General features: G+C 71.8%; 16 protein-coding genes and 1 pseudogene. 5 read left to right on the top strand and 12 right to left on the bottom strand.

Annotated features, from left to right (window positions below):
• Positions 1 to 264: 264 nt before the first annotated feature.
• Positions 265 to 807 (bottom strand): annotated as a pseudogene (locus AC5WRT_RS05985) (lipid II flippase MurJ); the annotation flags it as partial.
• 521 nt (positions 808 to 1328) lie between these two features.
• On the opposite strand from AC5WRT_RS05985, the gene AC5WRT_RS05990 reads away from it, so the two are divergent.
• Positions 1329 to 2348 (top strand): BRO-N domain-containing protein, encoded by a 1020-nt coding sequence (locus AC5WRT_RS05990; protein ID WP_496092253.1) that lies wholly within the window; start codon positions 1329 to 1331, stop codon positions 2346 to 2348.
• Between the two features lie 87 nt (positions 2349 to 2435).
• Here the strand turns inward: AC5WRT_RS05990 and AC5WRT_RS05995 are convergent, their stop codons facing one another.
• Genes AC5WRT_RS05995 through pdhA (AC5WRT_RS06005) form a run of 3 tightly spaced genes read right to left on the bottom strand, consistent with a single transcriptional unit; the run spans position 2436 to position 6050 of the window.
• Positions 2436 to 3827 (bottom strand): dihydrolipoamide acetyltransferase family protein, encoded by a 1392-nt coding sequence (locus tag AC5WRT_RS05995; protein WP_496092252.1) that lies wholly within the window; start codon positions 3825 to 3827, stop codon positions 2436 to 2438.
• Between the two features lie 11 nt (positions 3828 to 3838).
• The gene (locus AC5WRT_RS06000) at positions 3839 to 4816 is read right to left on the bottom strand and encodes an alpha-ketoacid dehydrogenase subunit beta (protein WP_496092251.1); all 978 of its coding nucleotides are present in this window, start codon (positions 4814 to 4816) and stop codon (positions 3839 to 3841) included.
• A 1-nt stretch (position 4817) separates the two neighbouring features.
• Positions 4818 to 6050 (bottom strand): pyruvate dehydrogenase (acetyl-transferring) E1 component subunit alpha, encoded by a 1233-nt coding sequence (gene pdhA, locus AC5WRT_RS06005; RefSeq protein ID WP_496092250.1) that lies wholly within the window; start codon positions 6048 to 6050, stop codon positions 4818 to 4820.
• A gap of 658 nt (positions 6051 to 6708) precedes the next feature.
• On the opposite strand from pdhA (AC5WRT_RS06005), the gene AC5WRT_RS06010 reads away from it, so the two are divergent.
• Positions 6709 to 7725: a phosphotransferase gene (locus AC5WRT_RS06010; protein WP_496092249.1), complete on the top strand. Its 1017-nt coding sequence runs from the start codon at positions 6709 to 6711 to the stop codon at positions 7723 to 7725.
• 31 nt (positions 7726 to 7756) lie between these two features.
• Here AC5WRT_RS06010 and AC5WRT_RS06015 read toward each other — a convergent pair whose 3' ends face one another.
• Positions 7757 to 9418 (bottom strand): protein kinase domain-containing protein, encoded by a 1662-nt coding sequence (locus tag AC5WRT_RS06015; RefSeq protein ID WP_496092248.1) that lies wholly within the window; start codon positions 9416 to 9418, stop codon positions 7757 to 7759.
• A gap of 343 nt (positions 9419 to 9761) precedes the next feature.
• Between AC5WRT_RS06015 and AC5WRT_RS06020 the strand changes: the two genes are divergently transcribed.
• Complete coding sequence (locus tag AC5WRT_RS06020) at positions 9762 to 11393, top strand: Stk1 family PASTA domain-containing Ser/Thr kinase (protein WP_496092247.1); 1632 nt, start codon at positions 9762 to 9764, stop codon at positions 11391 to 11393.
• Positions 11394 to 11488: 95 nt separating this feature from the next.
• On the opposite strand, the gene AC5WRT_RS06025 is transcribed toward AC5WRT_RS06020, so the two are convergent.
• Positions 11489 to 12034: a bacterial proteasome activator family protein gene (locus tag AC5WRT_RS06025; RefSeq protein WP_496092246.1), complete on the bottom strand. Its 546-nt coding sequence runs from the start codon at positions 12032 to 12034 to the stop codon at positions 11489 to 11491.
• A 717-nt stretch (positions 12035 to 12751) separates the two neighbouring features.
• On the opposite strand from AC5WRT_RS06025, the gene AC5WRT_RS06030 reads away from it, so the two are divergent.
• Positions 12752 to 13057, top strand: coding sequence for a hypothetical protein (locus tag AC5WRT_RS06030; protein WP_496092245.1), 306 nt, complete (start codon positions 12752 to 12754; stop codon positions 13055 to 13057).
• A 57-nt stretch (positions 13058 to 13114) separates the two neighbouring features.
• Here AC5WRT_RS06030 and AC5WRT_RS06035 read toward each other — a convergent pair whose 3' ends face one another.
• The 6 genes from AC5WRT_RS06035 to pdhA (AC5WRT_RS06060) form a co-directional block, all read right to left on the bottom strand.
• Positions 13115 to 14095, bottom strand: a complete 981-nt coding sequence (locus tag AC5WRT_RS06035; RefSeq protein ID WP_496092244.1) for an NAD(P)H-quinone oxidoreductase — start codon at positions 14093 to 14095, stop codon at positions 13115 to 13117.
• Between the two features lie 97 nt (positions 14096 to 14192).
• Entirely contained in the window at positions 14193 to 15545 is a 1353-nt protein-coding gene (locus AC5WRT_RS06040; protein ID WP_496092243.1) for a molybdopterin molybdotransferase MoeA, read from the bottom strand.
• A complete protein-coding gene (locus AC5WRT_RS06045; protein ID WP_496092242.1) occupies positions 15542 to 16453 on the bottom strand; it encodes an NTP transferase domain-containing protein in 912 nt (303 codons plus the stop codon). Before AC5WRT_RS06045 ends, AC5WRT_RS06040 begins: the two co-directional genes overlap by 4 nt.
• Positions 16454 to 16522: 69 nt before the next feature.
• A complete protein-coding gene (locus AC5WRT_RS06050; RefSeq protein WP_496092241.1) occupies positions 16523 to 17950 on the bottom strand; it encodes a dihydrolipoamide acetyltransferase family protein in 1428 nt (475 codons plus the stop codon).
• A complete protein-coding gene (locus AC5WRT_RS06055; RefSeq protein WP_496092240.1) occupies positions 17950 to 18954 on the bottom strand; it encodes an alpha-ketoacid dehydrogenase subunit beta in 1005 nt (334 codons plus the stop codon). Before AC5WRT_RS06055 ends, AC5WRT_RS06050 begins: the two co-directional genes overlap by 1 nt.
• Positions 18951 to 20105 carry a pyruvate dehydrogenase (acetyl-transferring) E1 component subunit alpha gene (pdhA, locus tag AC5WRT_RS06060; RefSeq protein ID WP_496092239.1) on the bottom strand — a complete coding sequence of 385 codons (1155 nt, stop codon included), beginning with the start codon at positions 20103 to 20105 and terminating at the stop codon, positions 18951 to 18953. Before pdhA (AC5WRT_RS06060) ends, AC5WRT_RS06055 begins: the two co-directional genes overlap by 4 nt.
• 189 nt (positions 20106 to 20294) lie before the next feature.
• Between pdhA (AC5WRT_RS06060) and AC5WRT_RS06065 the strand changes: the two genes are divergently transcribed.
• Positions 20295 to 20780, top strand: a complete 486-nt coding sequence (locus AC5WRT_RS06065; RefSeq protein WP_496092332.1) for an Lrp/AsnC family transcriptional regulator — start codon at positions 20295 to 20297, stop codon at positions 20778 to 20780.
• Positions 20781 to 20793 lie beyond the last annotated feature (13 nt).

The raw sequence follows: 20793 nt of genomic DNA on the forward strand, positions 1-20793 counted from the left end.
CCAGGGCGTGTTTCGAAAGTGGCGTCGTCCGCCCGGAGGGCCGGGTCCGCGGCGTCCGGTGCGGTGCATCGCAAGGCGGAGGGTCGTCCTCGTACCGGACATACGTGGACGATCCCGACAACGCGGCGAGGTGCCGTGCCAGACGCCGCGGACCAGACGGGACTTTCGAAACACGCCCTAGGTGCAACCGTGCGGCACGAGCGGGCCGATGAGCCGGAAGCGGAGACTGAGCTGCCCGGTGTAGAAGTCGGACCGGCCGCCGTGCACCGGCGTCCACATCATGGCGCCGAACCTCTCCCGGGCGTTGAGCACTTGGCCGTAGATGGCGAAGAGCCCGTAGAAGAAGATCTGTGGGAGCAGGAACCGGGCGAAGACAACCGTCAGCCGGTACGCCGCGTGCTCCCTGGGCGTGTCCCGTATGTACAGGCTCACGATCCCCGGCGCCGCCCACACGGCGAGCGCGGTCCCGACGGCCGGCACGCCGACCACCAGTGTCACCAGCCGCTGCTCGTACGCTCGCCCGCCATCGGCGTGCGAGGCACGCGCGCGTACCAGTTGTGGCACCAGTACCGCGTTCAGCGCGCCGCCGATCAGCAGGGTGTACAGGCTGGTCGGCACGGTGTTGGCCGTGTTGTACGTCGTCGCGAGGAGCCCGGTCCCGAGCGCGGCACCTTGCAGCACCTGCCGGATCAGCCCACTGGCCCGCGACACGACGGTCCCGCCGGCCATGAGCACCGAGGCCCACCCGACCCCTCCCTCGGCCTCGGGTTTCGCATACCGGGCTGTGCTCTTCTCCCCCGTCACCATGGGGTGAATCTAATGACTCCACGCGACAGGCGCACGTATGACCGCCCAGCCGGCTCGCTCGAGGTGGGGGGAGCCCCGCGCACGCTCCGGGCGATCCACGCCGGGCCCACCGGCCCGTAGTCGGCGCCGCTCGTGCCGCCCCGGCACGACCGGCTGGGGAACTCGGCCCGGTGGCGCGGCCGGGCGAGCGCAGGCCGGGCGAGCGCGACTCCTTCCGGAGGCAACAGCTTCTCGCGATCGACTCCGCGCAGCAGCAACTCGAGGACGGCGCCGACGTCCTGCTCACCGGCGGCGCCCTGGCGGAGGCGGTGGACGCGCACTCCGACGGCCCACTTGTGCCGGGTGTGGAACCGGACGGAGACGGCGGGTCCGGAACCCGCGCCGCCGGGCCCGCTCCTCCACCGACGCCCGGTTCCGGTGCCCGGTCCCTCAGGAAATTTCACTCTCGTTCGTGAACATCACGATTGCAGCTGGCATATTCGATTTCCTCCGCTCTACGTTCCGCAGCGGAGGTGGTTCACATGAGCGAACCCAGCAAGCGGCCCCACTCGTCCGAACGGCACGAGGCGATCGACATCAGCGACTTCGTGTACGCGGCGACCGGAGCCCGTGTGCGGAGGCTGACCATGCCGGACGGGAGTCACTGGTTTCCCGCGGTGGACGTGTGCAAGGAGCTCGGGCACAGCAACTCTCGGCAGGCTCTCGCGGATCACGTACCCGAAGAGCATCGAGAGGTCCTCGAGACCGTGACCAGGGCTCATGGTCTCAGCATTCCCGCAGGCAGGAAGTGGCGGCGAGACCTGAACGTCGTCTCTCTGCAGGGTCTCGTCCTCCTCGTCAACGCCTGCGCCAAGCCCTCCTGCGCCCCCTTCAAGCAGTGGGTCGCCCAGGCGATCGAGACGGTGCAGCGGGAGGGTTCCTACACCCTGGAAAAGGCCGAGGTGCAAACGGCCGAGCCGGGCGCGCCGATCGCGTACGCCATGCCCGAGCAGGTCGCCGAGGCCATCGTCCGTCTCGAGGCGCACGACTTCCGGCTGGACGAGGAACTGGCGAACGGGCAGCGCACGTCCGTCGAGCCGCAGCAGGAAACGCTGGGCCTGTGGCCCGGGACAGCGGCCTTGCCGTATGCGGCACCGGCCCTGCAGCGGGAGATGCTGGCCACGCAGAAGGCCGTCCTCGCCGTGCAGCAGGCCATGGTCCGGGCGGTGGAACGGATCGCGGACCGGCTCGACGCCCTCGTGCTGGACCGCCGGACGCCGGTCGCGGACCTCGAGGCGCTGCCCGCCACGGAATCCGTACTGGCCGACTGGCGGCGGCGCCTCTCCGTGGCGGAGGACGTTTGGACCGTGGCCGTAGTCATCGCCCCCGCCCTCGTCGAGAAGGGCGAGTTGCGCGAACCACTCGATTCGATCGCTGCCCGTACGGGGCTCTCCGTGCACCGCGTCAACGAGTGTCTGGGGCTGCTGCGCAAGCACGCCTGCATCCGTGCGTGCGGCCGCACCGAGCGCGGGGCGCCCGTGTACGTGCTCCACCAGGACTGAGGGCCGAACCTCGCAGAAGAGGGGGGCGGCCGCAAGTCGAATTTGCGGCCGCCCCTGCAGTCCGAGAACGCTACCGTCCCCGAACCGTCACGCCCAAGTGATCAGCCTCTTCGGCTGCTCCAGCATCGCCGCCACGTCCGCCAGCACCTTGGAGCCCAGCTCGCCGTCCACGAGACGGTGGTCGAAGCTCAGCGCCAGCGTGGTGACCTGGCGCGGCTTCACCTTGCCCTTGTGGACCCACGGCTGGAGCTTGATCGCGCCGACCGCGAGGATCGCCGACTCGCCGGGGTTGAGGATCGGCGTACCGGTGTCGACGCCGAAGACACCGACGTTGGTGATGGTCACCGTGCCGCCCTGCATCGCGGCGGGGGACGTCCTGCCCTCGCGGGCCGTGGAGACCAGCTCGCCGAGCGCGGCGGCGAGCTGGGGGAGCGTCTTGTCGTGCGCGTCCTTGATGTTCGGCACGATCAGGCCGCGCGGGGTGGCCGCCGCGATACCCAGGTTGACGTAGTGCTTCTGGACGATCTCCTGGTTCGCCTCGTCCCAGGACGCGTTGATCTCCGGGTTGCGCTTGATCGCGACCAGCAGGGCCTTGGAGATCAGCAGCAGCGGGTTGACCCGCAGGCCCTGCATCTCCTTGTCCTGCTTCAGCTCCTCGACCAGCTTCATCGTGCGGGTCACGTCGACCGTCACGAACTCCGTGACGTGCGGGGCCGTGAACGCCGAGCCGACCATCGCCGCCGCCGTCGCCTTGCGGACACCCTTGACCGGGGTGCGGGTCTCGCGCGCGCCGTCGTACGACGCCACCGGCGCCGCGGTCACCGGCGCTGCCGAGGCCGCCGCGGGCGCGGGCGCCTGCTCGGCCTGCTGCGGTGCCGCCGCCGCGTGGACGTCCTCGCGCGTGATGATGCCGTCCGGGCCGGACGGGCTGACCGTCGTCAGGTCGACGCCGAGGTCCTTGGCCAGCTTGCGCACCGGCGGCTTGGCCAGCGGGCGGGGCCTCTCCGCCACGGGCGCGTGGCCGTTCAGCTCCGCCTGGATCGCCTGGGCCGGGGCCGGGACGGTGACCTCCGGGCCCTTGCGGGGACGGCGCTTGGTGGAGGATGTCGACACCCCGTAGCCGACCAGGACCGGCTGGCGGCCCTCCGGCTTCGGCTCCTCCTCGGCCGGCTGGGCGGTCTCGGCCTCGGGCTGCTCCGCCTCCGGTGCCGCCGTACCGCCCGTCACGTCCACCGCGATGATGGCCGTGCCCACGTCGACCGTGGTGCCCTCGGGGAAGTGCAGGGCACGGACCACGCCGTCGTAGGGGATGGGGAGTTCCACCGCCGCCTTGGCGGTCTCGACCTCGCACACCACCTGGCCGTCGGTGACGGTGTCACCCGGCTGGACGTACCACTTGAGGATCTCGGCCTCGGTGAGTCCCTCGCCGACGTCCGGCATCTTGAACTCGCGTACGGACGCTTCCGTCATCGTCGTCACGACCTTCTCCCTCAGTACGCCAGCGAGCGGTCGACGGCGTCGAGCACGCGATCCAGGTCCGGCAGGTACTCCTCCTCCAGGCGGGCCGGCGGATAGGGCGCGTGATAGCCGCCCACCCGCAGCACCGGTGCCTCCAGGTGGTAGAAGCAGCGCTCGGTGATCCGGGCGGCGATCTCCGCGCCGGAGCCGAAGAACACCGGGGCCTCGTGGACCACGACCAGGCGGCGGGTCTTCTCCACGGAGGCCTGGATGGCGTCGAAGTCCAGCGGGGACACCGAGCGCAGGTCCAGGACCTCCAGGGACTTGCCCTCCTCGGCGGCCGCGGCGGCCACCTCCTGGCACAGCTTCACCATCGGGCCGTACGCAGCCAGGGTGAGGTCGGAACCCTCGTGGACGACCTGCGCCTTGTGCAGCGGGGCGGGGATCGCCTCCGCGTCCACCTCGGCCTTGTCCCAGTAGCGGCGCTTCGGCTCGAAGTAGACCACCGGGTCGTCGCTCTGGATGGCCTGCTGCATCATCCAGTACGCGTCCGACGCGTTCGACGGCGAGACGATCTTCAGGCCCGCCACGTGCGCGAACAGGGCCTCGGGGGATTCCGAGTGGTGCTCGACCGCGCCGATGCCGCCGCCGTAGGGGATGCGGACGACGACCGGCAGCTTGACCTTGCCCAGCGAGCGGGCGTGCATCTTCGCGAGCTGGGTGACGATCTGGTCGTAGGCCGGGAAGACGAAGCCGTCGAACTGGATCTCCACCACCGGGCGGTAGCCGCGCAGGGCGAGGCCGATCGCGGTGCCCACGATGCCGGACTCCGCCAGCGGGGTGTCGATGACGCGGCTCTCGCCGAAGTCCTTCTGGAGGCCGTCCGTCACGCGGAAGACACCGCCGAGCTTGCCGACGTCCTCACCCATGACCAGGACCTTGGGGTCGGTCTCCAGGGCGCGGCGCAGCGACTCGTTGATGGCCTTGGCCATCGCCATCTTCTCGGCCATCTCAGTGACCCCCTTCTGCGTCCGCGAACGACGCCTGGTAGGCGGCGAACTGCGCTCGCTCCTCGTCGACGAGCGCGTGCCCGTCCGCGTACACGTTCTCGAAGATGGCGAAGTGGTCCGGGTCGGGCATGGCGCGGACCGCCTCGCGCACTCGTTTGCCCAACGCCTCGGACTCGGCCTCGAGTTCCGCGAAGAATCCCTCGTCCGCGTGGTGCGAGGCCTCCAGGTACCGGCGAAGGCGCAGGATCGGGTCCTTCGCCTCCCAGGCGAGGCGCTCGTCGTCGCCGCGGTAGCGGGTGGGGTCGTCGGAGGTGGTGTGGGCGCCCATGCGGTAGGTGTACGCCTCGACCAGGGTGGGGCCCTCGCCGCTGCGGGCGCGCTCCAGTGCCCACTTGGTGACCGCGAGGCAGGCCAGCACGTCGTTGCCGTCGACCCGCACGCCGGGGAAGCCGTAACCCCGGGCGCGCTGGTAGAGCGGCACCCGGCTCTGCTTCTCGGTCGGCTCGGAGATCGCCCACTGGTTGTTCTGGCAGAAGAAGACCACGGGGGCGTTGTAGACCGCGGAGAAGGTGAACGATTCGGCCACGTCGCCCTGGCTGCTCGCGCCGTCGCCGAAGTAGGCGATCACCGCGCTGTCCGCGCCGTCCTTGGTGACGCCCATCGCGTAGCCGGTGGCGTGCAGCGTCTGGGAGCCGATGACGATCGTGTACAGGTGGAAGTTGTTGCTGTTCGGGTCCCAGCCGCCGTTGTTCACGCCTCGGAACATGCCGAGCAGGTTGGTCGGGTCGACCCCGCGGCACCAGGCGACGCCGTGCTCGCGGTAGGTCGGGAAGACGTAGTCGTCGTCGCGCAGGGCCCGGCCGGAGCCGATCTGGGCCGCTTCCTGGCCCAGCAGCGAGGCCCACAGGCCCAGCTCGCCCTGCCGCTGCAGGGCCGTGGCCTCGGCGTCGAAGCGGCGGGTGAGCACCATGTCGCGGTACAGGCCACGCAGGTCTTCGGGGGTGATGCCGGCGACGTAGGCGTCGTACTCGGCGTTCTTGACCCGCTTGCCCTCGGGCGTCAGCAGCTGTACGAGCTCGGGCTCGGTGCTCTTCGCAGCGGTGGCGCGGGGGGTGCGCCGGGTGCCGGTGGCTCCGGACTTGGTACCGGCCGTGCCGGTCTTGCTGCCGGTGGTGCCGGCCTTGCCTGCGGCGCTGCGTCGCGGCTTGCGCGCGGCACTGCTGTCCACGGTCACGTGTGCTCCTCCGTCGTTCCGGCCCCCGGGGTTGCCGGTAGGCCAGTGCGGCTCACCTGTTTCGACCACCGGGCACGGGGTGGGTGCCACTCGGCCGGGAACAGGCGTGACAGGTGCCCCGGCGAGCGCCCTGCAACCATCACGTTACCCACAGCTCCACATTTCTGTGAAACCCCACCTGACCTGCGATTTTGCTTGGATTTCCAAGTAAATCGAGGAGGTGTGGAAGCGTGCTGGTCACAGCCTTGCGAAAGGCCGGAGCAAAGCGCACGTTATATCGCCGACCCAGGTCACGGGAAGAGCTGTGTATGAGACCGATCGCGCACCCAAGGCGGGACATGTCCGGGCATTCCTCCTGCAGCCATGAGGGTGACCGCCGCCACGCGCGCCGGACGCACGCGCCGGAACCGGATATCCGGGCAGCCGCTTGTCCGGCCGTGCGAGCGGAAATCACCGAGCCCTTCGAGACACCGAAAACACTGGAACGCCGTGCCGTCTCCGGGGCGTCATCATGATCGGAATGCGAGGGGAACGCGCACCCCGGACCGTCGCGTGACCGAAAGCGATCGGCGATGACTGTCTGCGACAAGGCCCAGCTCACGGCCTTTTTTTCTGCCCTACCATCTGCGGCGTGCCGCGCTCATGTGTACCACCCCTAGTGCCCCACGCGCCCCCTCTGGGCGCCCTGCTCCGCCTGTATGCCGCCGGTTCCGCCCTCACCTGTGAGCCGGTCGACCAGGGCCTGCTGAACCGCGGCTACCGGCTGTGCACCACCCGTGGCCGCTACTTCCTCAAGCACCACTTCGACCCCGACACCGCGGACCCGGCGGCCATCGAGCGTCGGCACCGGGCCACCCAGCGCCTGGCCGACCTCGGCGTCCCGGTCGCCGTACCACTCGCGCACCGCGAGGGCCGCACGGTCGCCGTGGTCGGCGGTCACGCCTACGCCCTGCACCCCTGGATCGACGGCAGGCACCGTCACGGCGGACAGCTCACCCGCGGGGAGAGCGCGCGCCTCGGAGCGGTCCTGGGCGCCGTGCACGCCTGTCTGGAGCGCGTGATGCCACCCAAGGGGCGCACACGTCCGGCCACCAGCCCCCATCCCGTGGAGAGCGCCGACCCCGCCGACACCTTCGCGCTCATCGACGACCTGCTCGCCCATGTGCGTCGGCACCGCCCCGCCGACGCGTTCGACGAACTGGCCCGGCACCGGCTGCTGGAACGCCGGGCGCTCCTGGAACAGCATGCGGACCGCCGCCCGCCGCCCGGCGGCTCGGTGGGCTGGGTGCACGGCGACTTCCACCCGTTCAACGTGCTCTACAAGGACGACACCCCGGCGGCCATCGTCGACTGGGACCGCCTCGGTGTGCAGCCCCGCGCCGAGGAGGCCGTACGCGCCGCCGCGATCTTCTTCGTACGGCCCGCGGGCACCCTCGACCTGTCGAAGGTACGCGCCTACGCGCGCGCGTACCGCGGTGCGGCCGACGCCACGCCGTCGGAACTGTCGGCGGCCGTGCACCGGGTGTGGTGGGAGCGGCTGAACGACTTCTGGATGTTGCGCTGGCACTACGAACGCGGTGACAACCGCGCGGACTGCCAGTTCCCGGCCGCGTCGGCGCTCGCGGTGTGGTGGACACGCGAGTACGACGCGGTGTGCCAGGCCTTCACCGGCTGACCACAGGCCGTGTCGGCCCGGCGGGCGTTCCTCAGCCCGTGGTGCCGGTGTTCGTGCCGCCGTCCGTCGTGGCGCCCGCGACGCTGCCGCCGTTGGTCGTGCCGGTGTTCGTGCCGCCGTTGGTCGTGCCCGTGCCGGTGCCGCCGTTGGTCGTACCGGTGGCGGTGCCGCCGTTGGTCGTACCGGTGTCCGTGCCGCCGTTCGTGGTGGTGCCCGTGGACTGCGACGGCGACGTCTGCGGGTCCGTGGGCTGGTCGGTCGGGGCGGTGGACTGCGACTGGGAGGTCTGCGGGTCCGACGGCGTGTAGCCCGACCCGCCGGTGTTCGAGCCCGAGCCGTTGTCGGTGGTGGTGTCCGTGGGCTGGTCGGTGGTGTTGTCCGTCGGGGACGGGGTGTCCGAGTGGTCCTTGGGGGCCTGCGAGTGTGTCGCGGGCGCCTTGGTGCCGGTGCCGGTGCCGGTGCCGGTGCCGGCGTTGTTGTGGTTCAGCGCCAGCGCGACGCCCGCCGCGATCGCGACGATGGCGAGGACGGCCAGGAGCAGCAGCTTGCCGCGGCCGCTGCCCTTGTTGCCGTGCCCCTCGAAGCCGCCGTCGTCGCCGCTTCCGTACCCCTGCAGCAGGACCGGCTGCGGGATCTGCGCGGTGCCGGAGCCGAAGTCGCCCGGATGCTGCATCGCGGTCGTCCCCGCGAAGCCGCCCGCCGGGGTGTGCCGACCGTCGTGCGCCTCCACCGGACCGGTGTTCCAGGTGCCGGTGTGCCCGCCCTGCTCGTACAGCATCTGCAGGCCGTACTGGATCAGGCCGCGCATCTCCTCGGCCGTCTGGAACCGGTCGTCCGGCTCCTTGGCGAGCGAGCGCATCACCAGCCCGTCCAGCTCCGGCGGGCAGCCCTCGGAGACCTCCGAGGGCGGGGTCGGGATGTCCTGGACGTGCTGGTAGACGACCGACAGCGGGGTCTCGCCGGTGAACGGGGGCCGCAGCGCGAGCAGTTCGTACAGCAGGCAGCCGGTCGCGTACAGGTCGGAGCGGTGGTCCACGGCCTTGCCGAGCGCCTGCTCCGGGGAGAGGTACTGCGGCGTGCCCATGACCATGCCGGTCTGTGTCATCGTTGTCGACGCGCCGTGCAGGGCGCGTGCGATGCCGAAGTCCATCACCTTGACGGCGCCGCTGTTCGTGATGATCACGTTGGCCGGCTTGATGTCGCGGTGCACGATGCCGTGCTGGTGCGAGTAGGCGAGCGCCTCCAGTACCCCGGAGACGATGATCAGCGCCTGCTCGGGGCCGGGCGCCTCGGCGTTCATCAGCAGGTCGCGGATGGTACGGCCCTCGACCAGCTCCATCACGATGTACGGCACGGACTGGCCGCCGACGAAGTCCTCGCCGGAGTCGTACACGGCGACGATGGCGTGGTGGTTGAGACCGGCCACGGACTGTGCCTCGCGCGTGAAGCGGGCCTTGGAGACCGGGTCCTCGGCAAGGTCGGCACGGAGCAGCTTCACCGCGACGGTACGGCCCAGCCGGACGTCCTCGGCCGCGAACACCTCGGCCATGCCGCCCCGGCCCAGCCGGTGGGTCAGCCGGTACCGGCCGTCGCCGACGAGCCCTCCGTTGCCCCATGTCTCCGGCGCGTCCGACATACCGCCGCCACTCGCCTCGGGGTCGGACGGGCCCTGGGCGCGCTGCGTCTGTGCCATCAGTCCTCGCCGTCGTTTCTGCCCGCGGTGCGCGCGGTGTTGTCACGGTCTCCGTCGGCCACGCTACAGCCTCCGCGCGAACCACCGGTCCGGAACCGGAACCGGGACCGGCCGAAGCCGGACCGGCCATCAAACCTGTAGCACGCGCTGTCGTGCAAATCCTGTGTGCCGGTCGTACACCCCCTGTAACGCTTGCGCGACGCTTCTTGCGCGTACGGTCACGGAACGGGCACCGCGCTTGACGTGTCACTGCCCTCGGGCAGACTTGGCCGGGAATGACACATTCGATCAAGGCCCGTGCGAAGAGCGAAGGCGCCGGACGGCCGATGGGGGACGCGGAAAGATGAGCCAGGACGGCGGCGCACACGGCCGGTACGCGGGACAGGCCCTGGCCGGCGGCCGCTACCAGCTGCGGGACCTGCTCGGTGAGGGCGGCATGGCCTCGGTGCACCTGGCCTACGACGCCGTGCTGGACCGTCAGGTGGCGATCAAGACACTGCACACGGAACTCGGCCGGGAACAGGCGTTCCGCGAGCGCTTCCGTCGCGAGGCCCAGGCCGTGGCCAAGCTCACGCACACGAACATCGTCTCCGTCTTCGACACCGGCGAGGACGATCTCGGCGGCATGACGACGCCGTACATCGTCATGGAGTACGTCGAGGGCCGCCCGCTGGGTTCGGTCCTCGAGGAGGACGTCCGGCAGCACGGCGCGATGCCCGCCGACAGGGCGCTCAAGGTGACCGCGGATGTGCTGGCCGCGCTGGAGATCAGCCACGAGATGGGGCTGGTCCACCGCGACATCAAGCCGGGCAACGTGATGGTGACCAAGCGCGGCGTGGTCAAGGTGATGGACTTCGGCATCGCCCGCGCCATGCAGTCCGGTGTGACATCGATGACACAGACCGGCATGGTCGTCGGCACCCCGCAGTACCTCTCGCCCGAGCAGGCCCTCGGCCGTGGTGTGGACGCCCGCTCCGATCTGTACTCGGTCGGCATCATGCTGTTCCAACTGGTCACCGGCCGACTGCCGTTCGACGCGGACTCGCCGCTGGCGATCGCGTACGCGCATGTGCAGGAGGAACCGGTCGCGCCCTCCTCGATCAACCGTGCGCTGCCGCCCGCGGTGGACGCGCTCGTCGCCCGGGCGCTGAAGAAGAACCCGAACGAGCGGTTCCCGAACGCGGAGGCCATGCGCGACGAGTGCCTGCGGATCGCCGGGTCCCTTCAGGCGGCCGCGCCCAGCATCGTGCCGGGCGCCGGGCCGTCGCAGAGTGGCGCGGGGGTCGGATCCGCGGTGTTCCCGCCGGTCGACCGCACCGCCCGGACGGCACCCGGCCCGGTGCAGACGCCGTACCAGCCGGGCCCGTACGGCACGCCGCAGACGCCCGCACCGGCCTACGGCTACCCGCAGCAAGGACACCAGGGCGGCTACCAGACACCGCCTCCCCTCGGCTACGGCCCGCAGGCCGCGCCGACCCCGCCGCCGTACGTGATCTCACCGCAGCCGTCGGCTCCGGGCTCCGGCGCAGGAAAGAGCAACAAGCCGGTGATCGTCGGCTCGGTCGCGGTGTCGCTCGTCGCGGTGGTCGCTCTGATCGTCGCGCTCACGCTGAACGACAACGGCAGTGGCGACAAGGCCGGCAGCGGCGGCGCGAGCGCCTCGGCGTCCTCCCATCCTGCGGGGTACCGCGGGCCGGACCGGACCCGGGTGATCGACCCGGCCAAGTGCACGGATCCGACGGAGTCCTACAACGACGAGAAGAAGGTCCTGCTGCCGGACGTCCGGTACAAGGACATCGACTCCGTGAAGAAGTGCTTCCAGGCCGCCCACTGGAAGTACAAGACCACGCGCCAGAACGACAACACCTGGGGAGACGGCACCGTCCTGGACCAGTTCCCCTCACCCGACACGGAGATCGACCCGAAGAACCCGGGCACCATCGAACTGACCGTCTCGACGGGCAATCCGGCGTAGGGGACACGGCTCCGGAAGAGCGGGGCCGCGCGGACGATCAAGGGCCCGGCGGTGGTGTGCCGGGCCCTTGCCGTGTACGGCCTCACCGGTGCGGCTTACAGGTACGGACCGCCCGAGCGGCCCGCGGTGCGGTGGTCGTCGTCGCCCTCATGACCGGTCACGCCGGGCGGCAGCGCGCGGCGCATCTGCTCCAGTTGGGCCCGCGCGGCCATCTGCTGGGCGAACAGCGTGGTCTGGATCCCGTGGAAGAGGCCCTCCAGCCAGCCCACCAACTGCGCCTGGGCGATCCGCAGTTCCGCGTCGCTCGGGGTGACGTCGTCGGTGAACGGCAGCGAGAGCCGCTCCAGTTCCTCCACCAGCTCCGGGGCCAGTCCGTCCTCCAGCTCCTTCACCGAGCTGGCGTGGATCTCCTTCAGCCGCACTCGGCTCGCCTCGTCCAGAGGAGCGGCGCGCACCTCCTCCAGGAGCTGCTTGATCATGCTGCCGATCCGCATGACCTTGGCCGGCTGTTCCACCTGCTCCGTGACCGGGGTCTCACGGGACTCGTCGTCCCCGTTGCCACCGCCGAGTGCCATCCCGTCCTGGCCCACGACGAGGATCTGGGGGTTCTCCGGCGACCGTTCGTTCCTCGGCATCTCCATGCCGCCATTCTCTCGCACGCGTACACCTCATCACCGTGGTGCCCCCTCGTAGGGGTGATCCACCGTTTAGACCCGACGGCCCATCCTGAAATGCCTGGTTTGTCATTGAATGTGAGGCTGAATCCGTATCGGTTGTCCGGCCGACCGCCCCTCCACCTGCCCCTTCGACCCGGCCCCCGTCCCCATGCCCCTCCACTCGTCCATCCGCCCATCGCTCACGCCATCGGGCTCCAGGAGGTCACCGACGTGACTCCATGGCTGCGCATATCGCTCCGCTGCATACGGCTGCTGCCGCTCGTCCTCGCCATATCCCCGCCGGCGTACGACACCGTCACCGCACACACCACGCCCGCCTACGCCGGCCACCCCGGCCCGGGGACGTCCCCCGGTCCCCCGCACCGGCCCCCCTCGGAAGACACGGCTCATCCGGCCCGCCGGGAACAGAGGGAGCACGGGAAGCACAGAAAGCACAAGACCCAGGGGACGCAATCGGCGCACGGGAAGCGAGGGGACCCTGCGGGGCTCGCGCACCATGGTGACCCCGAACCGCCGTACGATGACGCCGGCTCGGCGAGTCCCGATCCCGATCAGCTCGGTTTCCCCCCGCCCGGCCGCTCGCCGCTCCTGGTTCCGCCCCTGCCCTGGGACTCCGCCTCCTCCTCCCGTCCGACGGCCGTCGAACCGAGCCGCGCGGGCAGCCGGGCCGGCGAAGGGCGGATGCGACCCGGCCGGCCGGACGGTCCGGAGGCCGAGATCGAGGGCGGCGACGAACCCATACCCACCGAGCCCCCCAGCAGCGGCCAGGCGGAAGAACCGGAGATCGCGAACCTCCCGACCGCCACGCCGAGCCCCTCGGACACCTCCGACGAGGCCGACCTCGACCGGCCCCCGCCCCAGAACGCCGCGCCCGAGCACGAGCCCGCCCAGCCGGTCCTGCAGATACTCCCGCTGGGCAGCGGCATGGTCCTCATAGGGCTGGGGCTGGCCCTGGCCCTCCTGGGCCTCAGACTCCGCAGAGACTGACCACCAGCCCCGCAACGACCCCGCTTCACCGCCTTCCGGCGTCACGGCGTCACGGCGTCACGGCGTCACCAGCAATACCTTCCCCACGTGACCGCTGCCCTCCACCAGCCGGTGCCCCTCGGCCGCCTCGGCCATCGGCAGCTCGCGGTCCACGACCGGACGGACATGCCCGCCGGCGACCAACGGCCACACGTGCTCCCGTACCGCCGCCACGATCGCCGCCTTCTCGCTCAGTGGCCGGGCCCGCAGCGAGGTCGCGCTGATCGCGGCCCGCTTGTTCAGCAGCGTGCCGATGTTGAGCTCTCCCTTGGCCCCGCCCTGTAGTCCGATGATCGCGAGCCGTCCGTTGACGGCGAGCGCCCGCACATTGCGGTCCAGGTACTTCGCCCCCATGTTGTCGAGGATGACGTCGGCTCCCGAGCCCCCGGTGGCCTGCTCGATCTCGGCGACGAAGTCCTGCTCGCGATAGTTGATCAGAATGTCCGCGCCGAGTTCGGCACACCGCTCCAGCTTCTCCTTCGTGCCGGCGGTCACCGCGACTTTCGCCCCGACGGCCCTGGCGAGTTGGATCGCCATGGTTCCGATACCGCTGGACCCGCCATGCACCAGCAGCGTCTCCCCGGGCCGCAGATGGGCGATCATGAACACGTTGGACCAGACGGTGCAGACCACCTCGGGCAGCGCGGCGGCCTGGCCGAGGCCGACACCGTCGGGCACGGGCAGCAACTGCCCGGCCGGTACGGCGACCTTCTCGGCGTAACCACCGCCCGCGAGCAGCGCGCACACCTCATCGCCGACGGCCCAGCCGGACACTCCGGGGCCGAGCGCGGCGATCCTGCCGGAGCACTCCAGGCCGGGGTAGGAAGAGGCGCCGGGCGGCGGGTTGTAGAAGCCCTGCCGCTGCAGGATGTCCGCACGGTTGACGGCGCTGGCCACCACCTCGACCAGTGCCTCGCCCTCGCCGGGCACCGGATCGGGGACCTCTGCCCACACCAGCGCCTCGGGACCACCGGGTTCGGGAATCGTGATCGCATGCATGCCCGTGACGCTACTCCCCGCGACCGCGCCCCCGCGGCAGACCCGCTATCCGCCTGGCGGGCCAGGGCGTTGTGCTATGGCGTCAGGCCCGGACGTTTCACGTGAAACACACCTCGATTCCCGCAGTCGCCCACGGCAGTTCGAGCAACTCCGCCTCCTCGCCCTGACGGGCGCCACCGGGCGGTACGACGGCCAGCGCGTCGGCGGCGGCGATACCGCGGAGCATGGCCGGGCCGCTGTAGTGCAGCGGTACGGCATGGTCGCCGCGCAGCACCACGGGGATCAGCCGGGTGTCATACGGATGCCCCTGGACCGCCTCACTGAGCGGCAGCGTGTACGGCTCGGGCGCCGGGTGCGCGGCCAGCGTGCGCAGCAGCGGCTCGGCGAGGGTCAGCAGGCCGGACACGGCCGCGAGGGGGTTGCCGGGCAGGCCGACGAGGTACTGGGTGTCCTTGGTACGGGCCAGCAGCATGGGGTGGCCGGGGCGCACCTTGACGCCGTCGACGAGGAGTTCGGCACCGAGGCGCTCCAGGACGGGGTGCACGTGGTCGACGGGGCCGCCTGCCGTACCGCCCGTGGTGACGATCAGGTCGGCCGGGGAGCCGGTGACGGCCTTGTGCAGGGCCTCGGCGTCGTCGCCGATCCGGTGTACGGCGATCACCTCGGCGCCGAGCGCGCGCAGCCACGGCGGCAGCATCGGGCCGAGCGCGTCCCGGATCAGACCGTCGTGGGGCTGTCCCTCGGTCAGCAGTTCGTCGCCGAGCACGAGGACTTCGGCGCGCGGCCGCGGTACGACGGTGACGGTGTCGTATCCGGCCGCCGCGGCGAGGCCGAGCACGGCGGGGGTGACCCGGGTGCCGACCGGCAACAGCTGATCGCCGCTGCGGCACTCCTGGCCGCGTGGGCGGATGTCCTGGCCGTGCACGATCTCCCGCGTGGCGTGCAGCCGCCCCTGCGCATCGGTCCGTCCGTGCTCGCTGCGTAGGACCGCGGTGGTGTCGGCGGGGATGCGGGCGCCGGTGGCGATGCGCACCGCCTCGCCGTCGGTGAGCGGTGCGGGCTGGGAGTGCCCGGCGAGCACGCCCTCGTCGCGCACCTCCCAGGGGCCGGGTCCGGCGACGGCCCAGCCGTCCATCGCGGAGGTGTCGAAGGAGGGCAGGTCGGTGAGGGCGTCGAGCGGGGTGGCGAGCACCAGGCCGAGGGTGTCGCCGAGCGGCACGGAGGCGGGGGCTCGGCGGGCCCGAGCGCGTGCGGCGCGGGCGGCGATCTCGCGGGCCTGGTGCCAGGGGGTTGCCCCATGCCGGTGGTCACCGTGCGCCCCGGTCGCCGGGGCGGGGAGCCGGTTCGAGTGGTCGTCCTTGGCTTTCCTCACGAGCGCCAGGGCCTCCTCGACGTCGAGGTCGTCGCCGTTCTCGGCGGGCGCCGCGGCCCGCGTTCCCGGCGCGGTCATCCGGCGTCCGGGGCGCTCGAGCCCCCGCTGCTCGCTTCCTTGTCCCCGTCGTTCTCTTCCTCCCAGCGCAGCGCGAGCGCGACGGCCTTGCGGGCGGCCTCGGCGACGGCCTCGGGACCGCCCTTGCCCTGCGCGGCGGCATAGCCGACGAGGAAGGTGGTCAGTGGGGCTGCGGGCCGGGCCACGCCGTGCGCGGCGTCACGGGCCAGGTCGAGCAGGACGCCGGTGTCGACGTCCAGGTCGATGCCCAGCTCGTCCTTGACTGCGGAAATCCATTCATCCAACACGTGCCCATGCTCCCTGATGCGTGCCCTGGCGTTGCAGAGGTCGTCCCAGGTGTCGCAGTCGAACGATGCGAGCGGGTCCGGGACACGGGTGAGGCGGAGGGCGCCGGTCAGCCGGCGCAGGGGCAGCCCGGTCAGTCCGTCGGGCCCGGCCGCGAGAGCGGCCAGCTCACGGCGGAGCGCGGCGGTACGGTAGGCGGCCACGAGCGGCTGGTCGCGGCCGTCGGCGTCGGTGAGCAGCGCGCCGTCGGCTCCGGTGCCGCCGAGCGCGGCCAGCAGGCGCCTCAGTGTGTCCGGCCGGAGGAACGGCAGGTCGGCGGAGAGAACGACGGCGTGCTCGGCGTCGGTGAGGCGCAGTCCGGCCTCCAGCGCGGCGACCGGCCCGGCCCCGGGCGGCTCCTCGCGTGCCCACAGCACCGGTCGCGCGGTGGGCCGCCGGCCGGCCACCACGACGGTCGTCCCTGCGTCGGCGCAGGCGGCGAGGACCCGGTCGAGCAGGGCCCGGCCCCCCACCCGCAGGCCGGGCTTGTCGGCCCCGCCGAGCCGCCGGGCGGCGCCTCCGGCCAGCACGACGGCGTCGTACGGCACGGGCGTCGCGGATGCGGCGGAGGCGTTGTCGGTCACCCCCCGAGTATGTCCCGAGGGACACCGCTTGTATCTCCCGCGGGGTCTTCCTCGCGGGGCCCTCCGGTGTCACAGCGTGCGCAGGAGCACCGCCGGCTGTTCCACGCAGTCCGCCACGTACCGCAGGAAGCCGCCGGCCGTACCGCCGTCGCACACCCGGTGGTCGAAGGTGAGCGAGAGCTGCACGACCTGACGCACGGCCAGCTCGCCTTCGTGCACCCACGGTTTGGGGACGATCCGGCCCACGCCGAGCATGGCCGCCTCGGGGTGGTTGATGATCGGGGTGGAGCCGTCGACTCCGAAGACGCCGTAGTTGTTCAGCGTGAAGGTTCCGCCGGTGAGTTCCCCTGGTGTCAGCGTCCCGGCTCGGGCGGCCTCGGTGAGCCGGGCGAACTCGGCGGTCAGCGCCTCGGCGTCGCGCGCGTGGGCGTCCCGGACGACCGGCACGACGAGCCCGCGGTCGGTCTGCGCGGCGAACCCGAGGTGCACGTGGTCCAGCTGGACGACCTCGCGGGCCTCGGTGTCGACGAAGGAGTTCAGCTCGGGGAACCGGGCGAGGGCGGCCGTGCAGATGCGGGCGAGCAGCGCGAGGAGGGAGATCTTCGGCCCTCCTGCCGCGTTCATGGCGGCACGCGCGCGCATGAGTTCGGTCGCGTCGGCGTCGACCCAGCAGGTGGCGTCCGGGATCTCCCGGCGGCTGCGGGAGAGTTTGTCGGCGACGGCACCGCGGACGCCCTTGAGCGGGACACGGGTGCCTGCGGCGCGCGCGCCCGGAGCGGCCGCGGGTGCCGGCGGGGCGATGGCCGCGCAGGCCGGTTCCTGCGCCACGGGTGCCGCGGCGGCCTTGGCTCGCAGGACTTCCTCGACGTCCGCGCGCAGGATCAGCCCGTCGGGGCCCGAACCGGCCAGCTCCCGCAGGTCCACGCCACCCTCGCGGGCGAGCCGGCGGACCAGGGGGGAGATCACGGGCACCGGGCCCTCGGCGTGGAGCACGTGTTCGGTCCCGTCGGGCGTCGCACCGGTCGCTGCGGCGTCCGCTCGGTCCGCCCTTGCGACGGCGGCCCGGCTGTGCCGTCCGTCCGGGTGCGTCCCGTCGGGCGTGCTCACGGTACGGCCCTTACGGGTGCTGCCGTTCGCGGCGCCCGGACCCGTCGGCGCCGGGCGCACCCTGCGGCGCCGGGCCGGCGCCTGCGCGGTGCCGTATCCGACCAGGACGTTGCCCGATCCCTCGCCGTCGCCCGCCGGGGCCTGCGGTCCCACGGCCACGGTCAGCAGCGGTGCGCCGACCGGCAGTTCCGTGCCCTCCTCGCCGAGGAGGGCGGTGACCACGCCGCCGTACGGGCAGGGCACCTCGACCATCGCCTTGGCCGTCTCGACCTCGACGACGGGCTGGTCGACGGCGACGACGTCGCCGACTCGGACCAGCCAGCGGACGATCTCCGCCTCGGTGAGCCCCTCGCCGAGGTCGGGGAGCTTGAACTCCAGCACCTGTGCCATCAGCTCTCGGCCTCCCACTGCAGCCGGGCCACGGCGTCCAGGATGCGGTCGACGCCGGGCAGGTGGTGCCGCTCCAGCATGGGCGGCGGGTACGGGATGTCGAAGCCGGCCACGCGCAGCACGGGTGCCTCAAGGTGGTGGAAGCAGCGCTCGGTGATCCGGGCCGCGATCTCGCCGCCCGGGCCGCCGAACCCGGTGGCCTCGTGGACGACGACCGCGCGGCCGGTGCGCCGTACGGCCGCGCAGACCGTCTCGTCGTCGAACGGCACGAGCGAGCGCAGGTCGATGACTTCCAGGTCCCAGCCCTCGGCCTGGGCGGCGTCGGCGGCCTCCAGACAGACCGGCAGGGAGGGGCCGTAGGTGATCAGCGTGGCGCTGCGGCCCGGGCGGCGGACGACCGCCCGTCCGATGGGTTCCACGTCCGTGGGGTGCTCGGGGTTCCAGGAGTCCTTGGACCAGTACAGGCGCTTGGGCTCCAGGAAGACGACCGGGTCGTCGGAGGCGATGGCCTGCCGCAGCAGTCCGTAGGCGTCGGCGACCGTCGCGGGAGTGACCACGTGCAGGCCCGGGGTGGCCATGTAGTAGGCCTCGGAGGAGTCGCTGTGGTGCTCGACGCCGCCGATGCCGCCGCCGTAGGGGACGCGCACGGTGATCGGCAGGGGCATCCTGCCGCGCGTGCGGTTGCGCATCCGGGAGACATGGCTGATGAGCTGCTCGAACGCCGGATAGGCGAACGCGTCGAACTGCATCTCCACCACCGGCCGCAGGCCGTACATGGCCATGCCGACGGCGGTGCCGAGGATGCCGGCCTCGGCGAGCGGGGTGTCGGTGCAGCGGTCCTCGCCGAACTCCTTGGCGAGGCCGTCGGTGATTCGGAAGACACCGCCGAGGGTGCCGACGTCCTCGCCCATGACGTGCACGGTGGGGTCGGCGGCCATCGCGTCGCGCAGCGCGCGCGTGAGGGCCTGCGCCATGGTGGCGGGCTTGACGGCGACGGTGGTCATCGGGCGCCGCCTTCCTGCTCGCCGTGCTGCTCCTGCTCGGCTTCCAGCTCGGCCTTGAGCAGGGCACGCTGTTCGCGCAGCTGGGCGGTGGTCTCGGCGTAGACATGGTCGAAAAGGGCCATCGGGTCCAGCTCCGGATCGCGGTTCATACGCTCGCGCAGGGACGCGGCCATCGCCTCGGCGTCCTGACGGGCGGAATCGACACCGGCCTCGTCCAGCAGTCCGCGCTCGGTCAGCTCCGCCTCCAGCAGCTCGATCGGGTCGTGGGCGCGCCAGGCCTCGACCTCGGCGTCGCCGCGGTAGCGGTTGGCGTCGTCGGCGTTGGTGTGGGCGTCGATCCGGTAGGTCACCGCCTCGACCAGGGTCGGTCCGCCGCCCGCCCGCGCGCGCCGTACTGCGTCGCTGAGGACCTCGTACACGGCCGCGGCGTCGTTTCCGTCGACCAGCCGGCCCGGCATGCCGTACCCGACGGCCTTGTGGGCCAGGGAAGGGGCGGCGGTCTGCTTGGCGAGCGGGACGGAGATGGCGAAGCCGTTGTTCTGCACGAGGAAGACGACCGGGGCCTGCCAGACGGCGGCGAAGTTCAGCGCCTCGTGGAAGTCGCCCTCGCTGGTGCCGCCGTCACCGACCATGGCGAGCGCGACGACGTCGTCGCCCTTGAGGCGGGCGGCGTGCGCGAGGCCGACGGCGTGCGGCAGTTGGGTGGCCAGCGGTGTGGACAGGGGAGCCACGCGGTGTTCGTAGGGGTCGTAGCCGCTGTGCCAGTCGCCGCGCAGCAGGGTGAGGGCGTCGACGGGGTCCACACCGCGGGCGACGACGGCGAGGGTGTCGCGGTAGCTGGGAAAGAGCCAGTCGCACTCTTCGAGGGCCAGGGCGGCGGCGACCTCGCAGGCCTCCTGGCCGGTGCTGGAGGGGTAGACGGCGAGGCGGCCCTGCTTGGTGAGCGCGGTGGCCTGCGTGTTGTAGCGGCGGCCACGCACCAGCTGGGCGTAGAGCCGGCGCAGCAGGTCCGGGTCGGCCTTGGCGACCGCCTCGGTGCCGAGGACGCGGTAGGGCTCGGCGTCGGGCAGCAGCGGCGCGGGGTCCATACGGGGCTGCCAGGCGGGCGGCGGCGACGGCCGGTACGCGCCCCGCTGCTCCAGAACCGTCATGACGGCACCTCCTCGTGGGAGCGGCTACGGAGGCGCCTCGGCTCTGAGGCGCCTCACCAACCGATTGTTCGGTCGTCGGCACATTTTGGCTACAGGCGGCTTCAGGCTGTGGACAAACGGTTCTCCACAGCCTGCAATGAACGCAGGACGTCCACGGCGAGGGAGCGGGGGGCAATGGCAGCTGAACAAATGGCCGACGGACCGCAGAACGGAGCCGCGCTGCCGCCGCCGCGCCCGCTGGACGCGATCGACCAGGACATCCTGAAGATCCTGCAGGCGGACGGCCGCGCCTCGATACGGGCGGTCGCCGAACGGGTCCACGTCTCGCGGGCCAACGCCTACGCGCGCATCAACCGGCTGGTCGAGGACGGCGTCATCCGGGGGTTCGGCGCACGCGTCGACCACGAGCGGGCGGGGCACGGCACCTCGGCGTACGTCACGCTGAAGATCGTCCAGAACACCTGGCGCACGGTCCGCGAGCAGCTCAGACAGCTGCCCGGCGCCTCCCACATCGCGCTCGTCGGCGGCGACTTCGACGTGCTGCTGCTGGTGCACACGCCCGACAACAGGGCGCTGCGCGAGCTGGTGCTCACCCGGCTCCAGGCCATCCCCGAGGTGCTGAGCACCCGCACGCTGCTGGTGTTCGAGGAGGAGGACGTGGAGCCGGAGGCGTGAGTTGGGGGGCGGC

The organism is Streptomyces sp. NTD91, assembly GCF_059510455.1.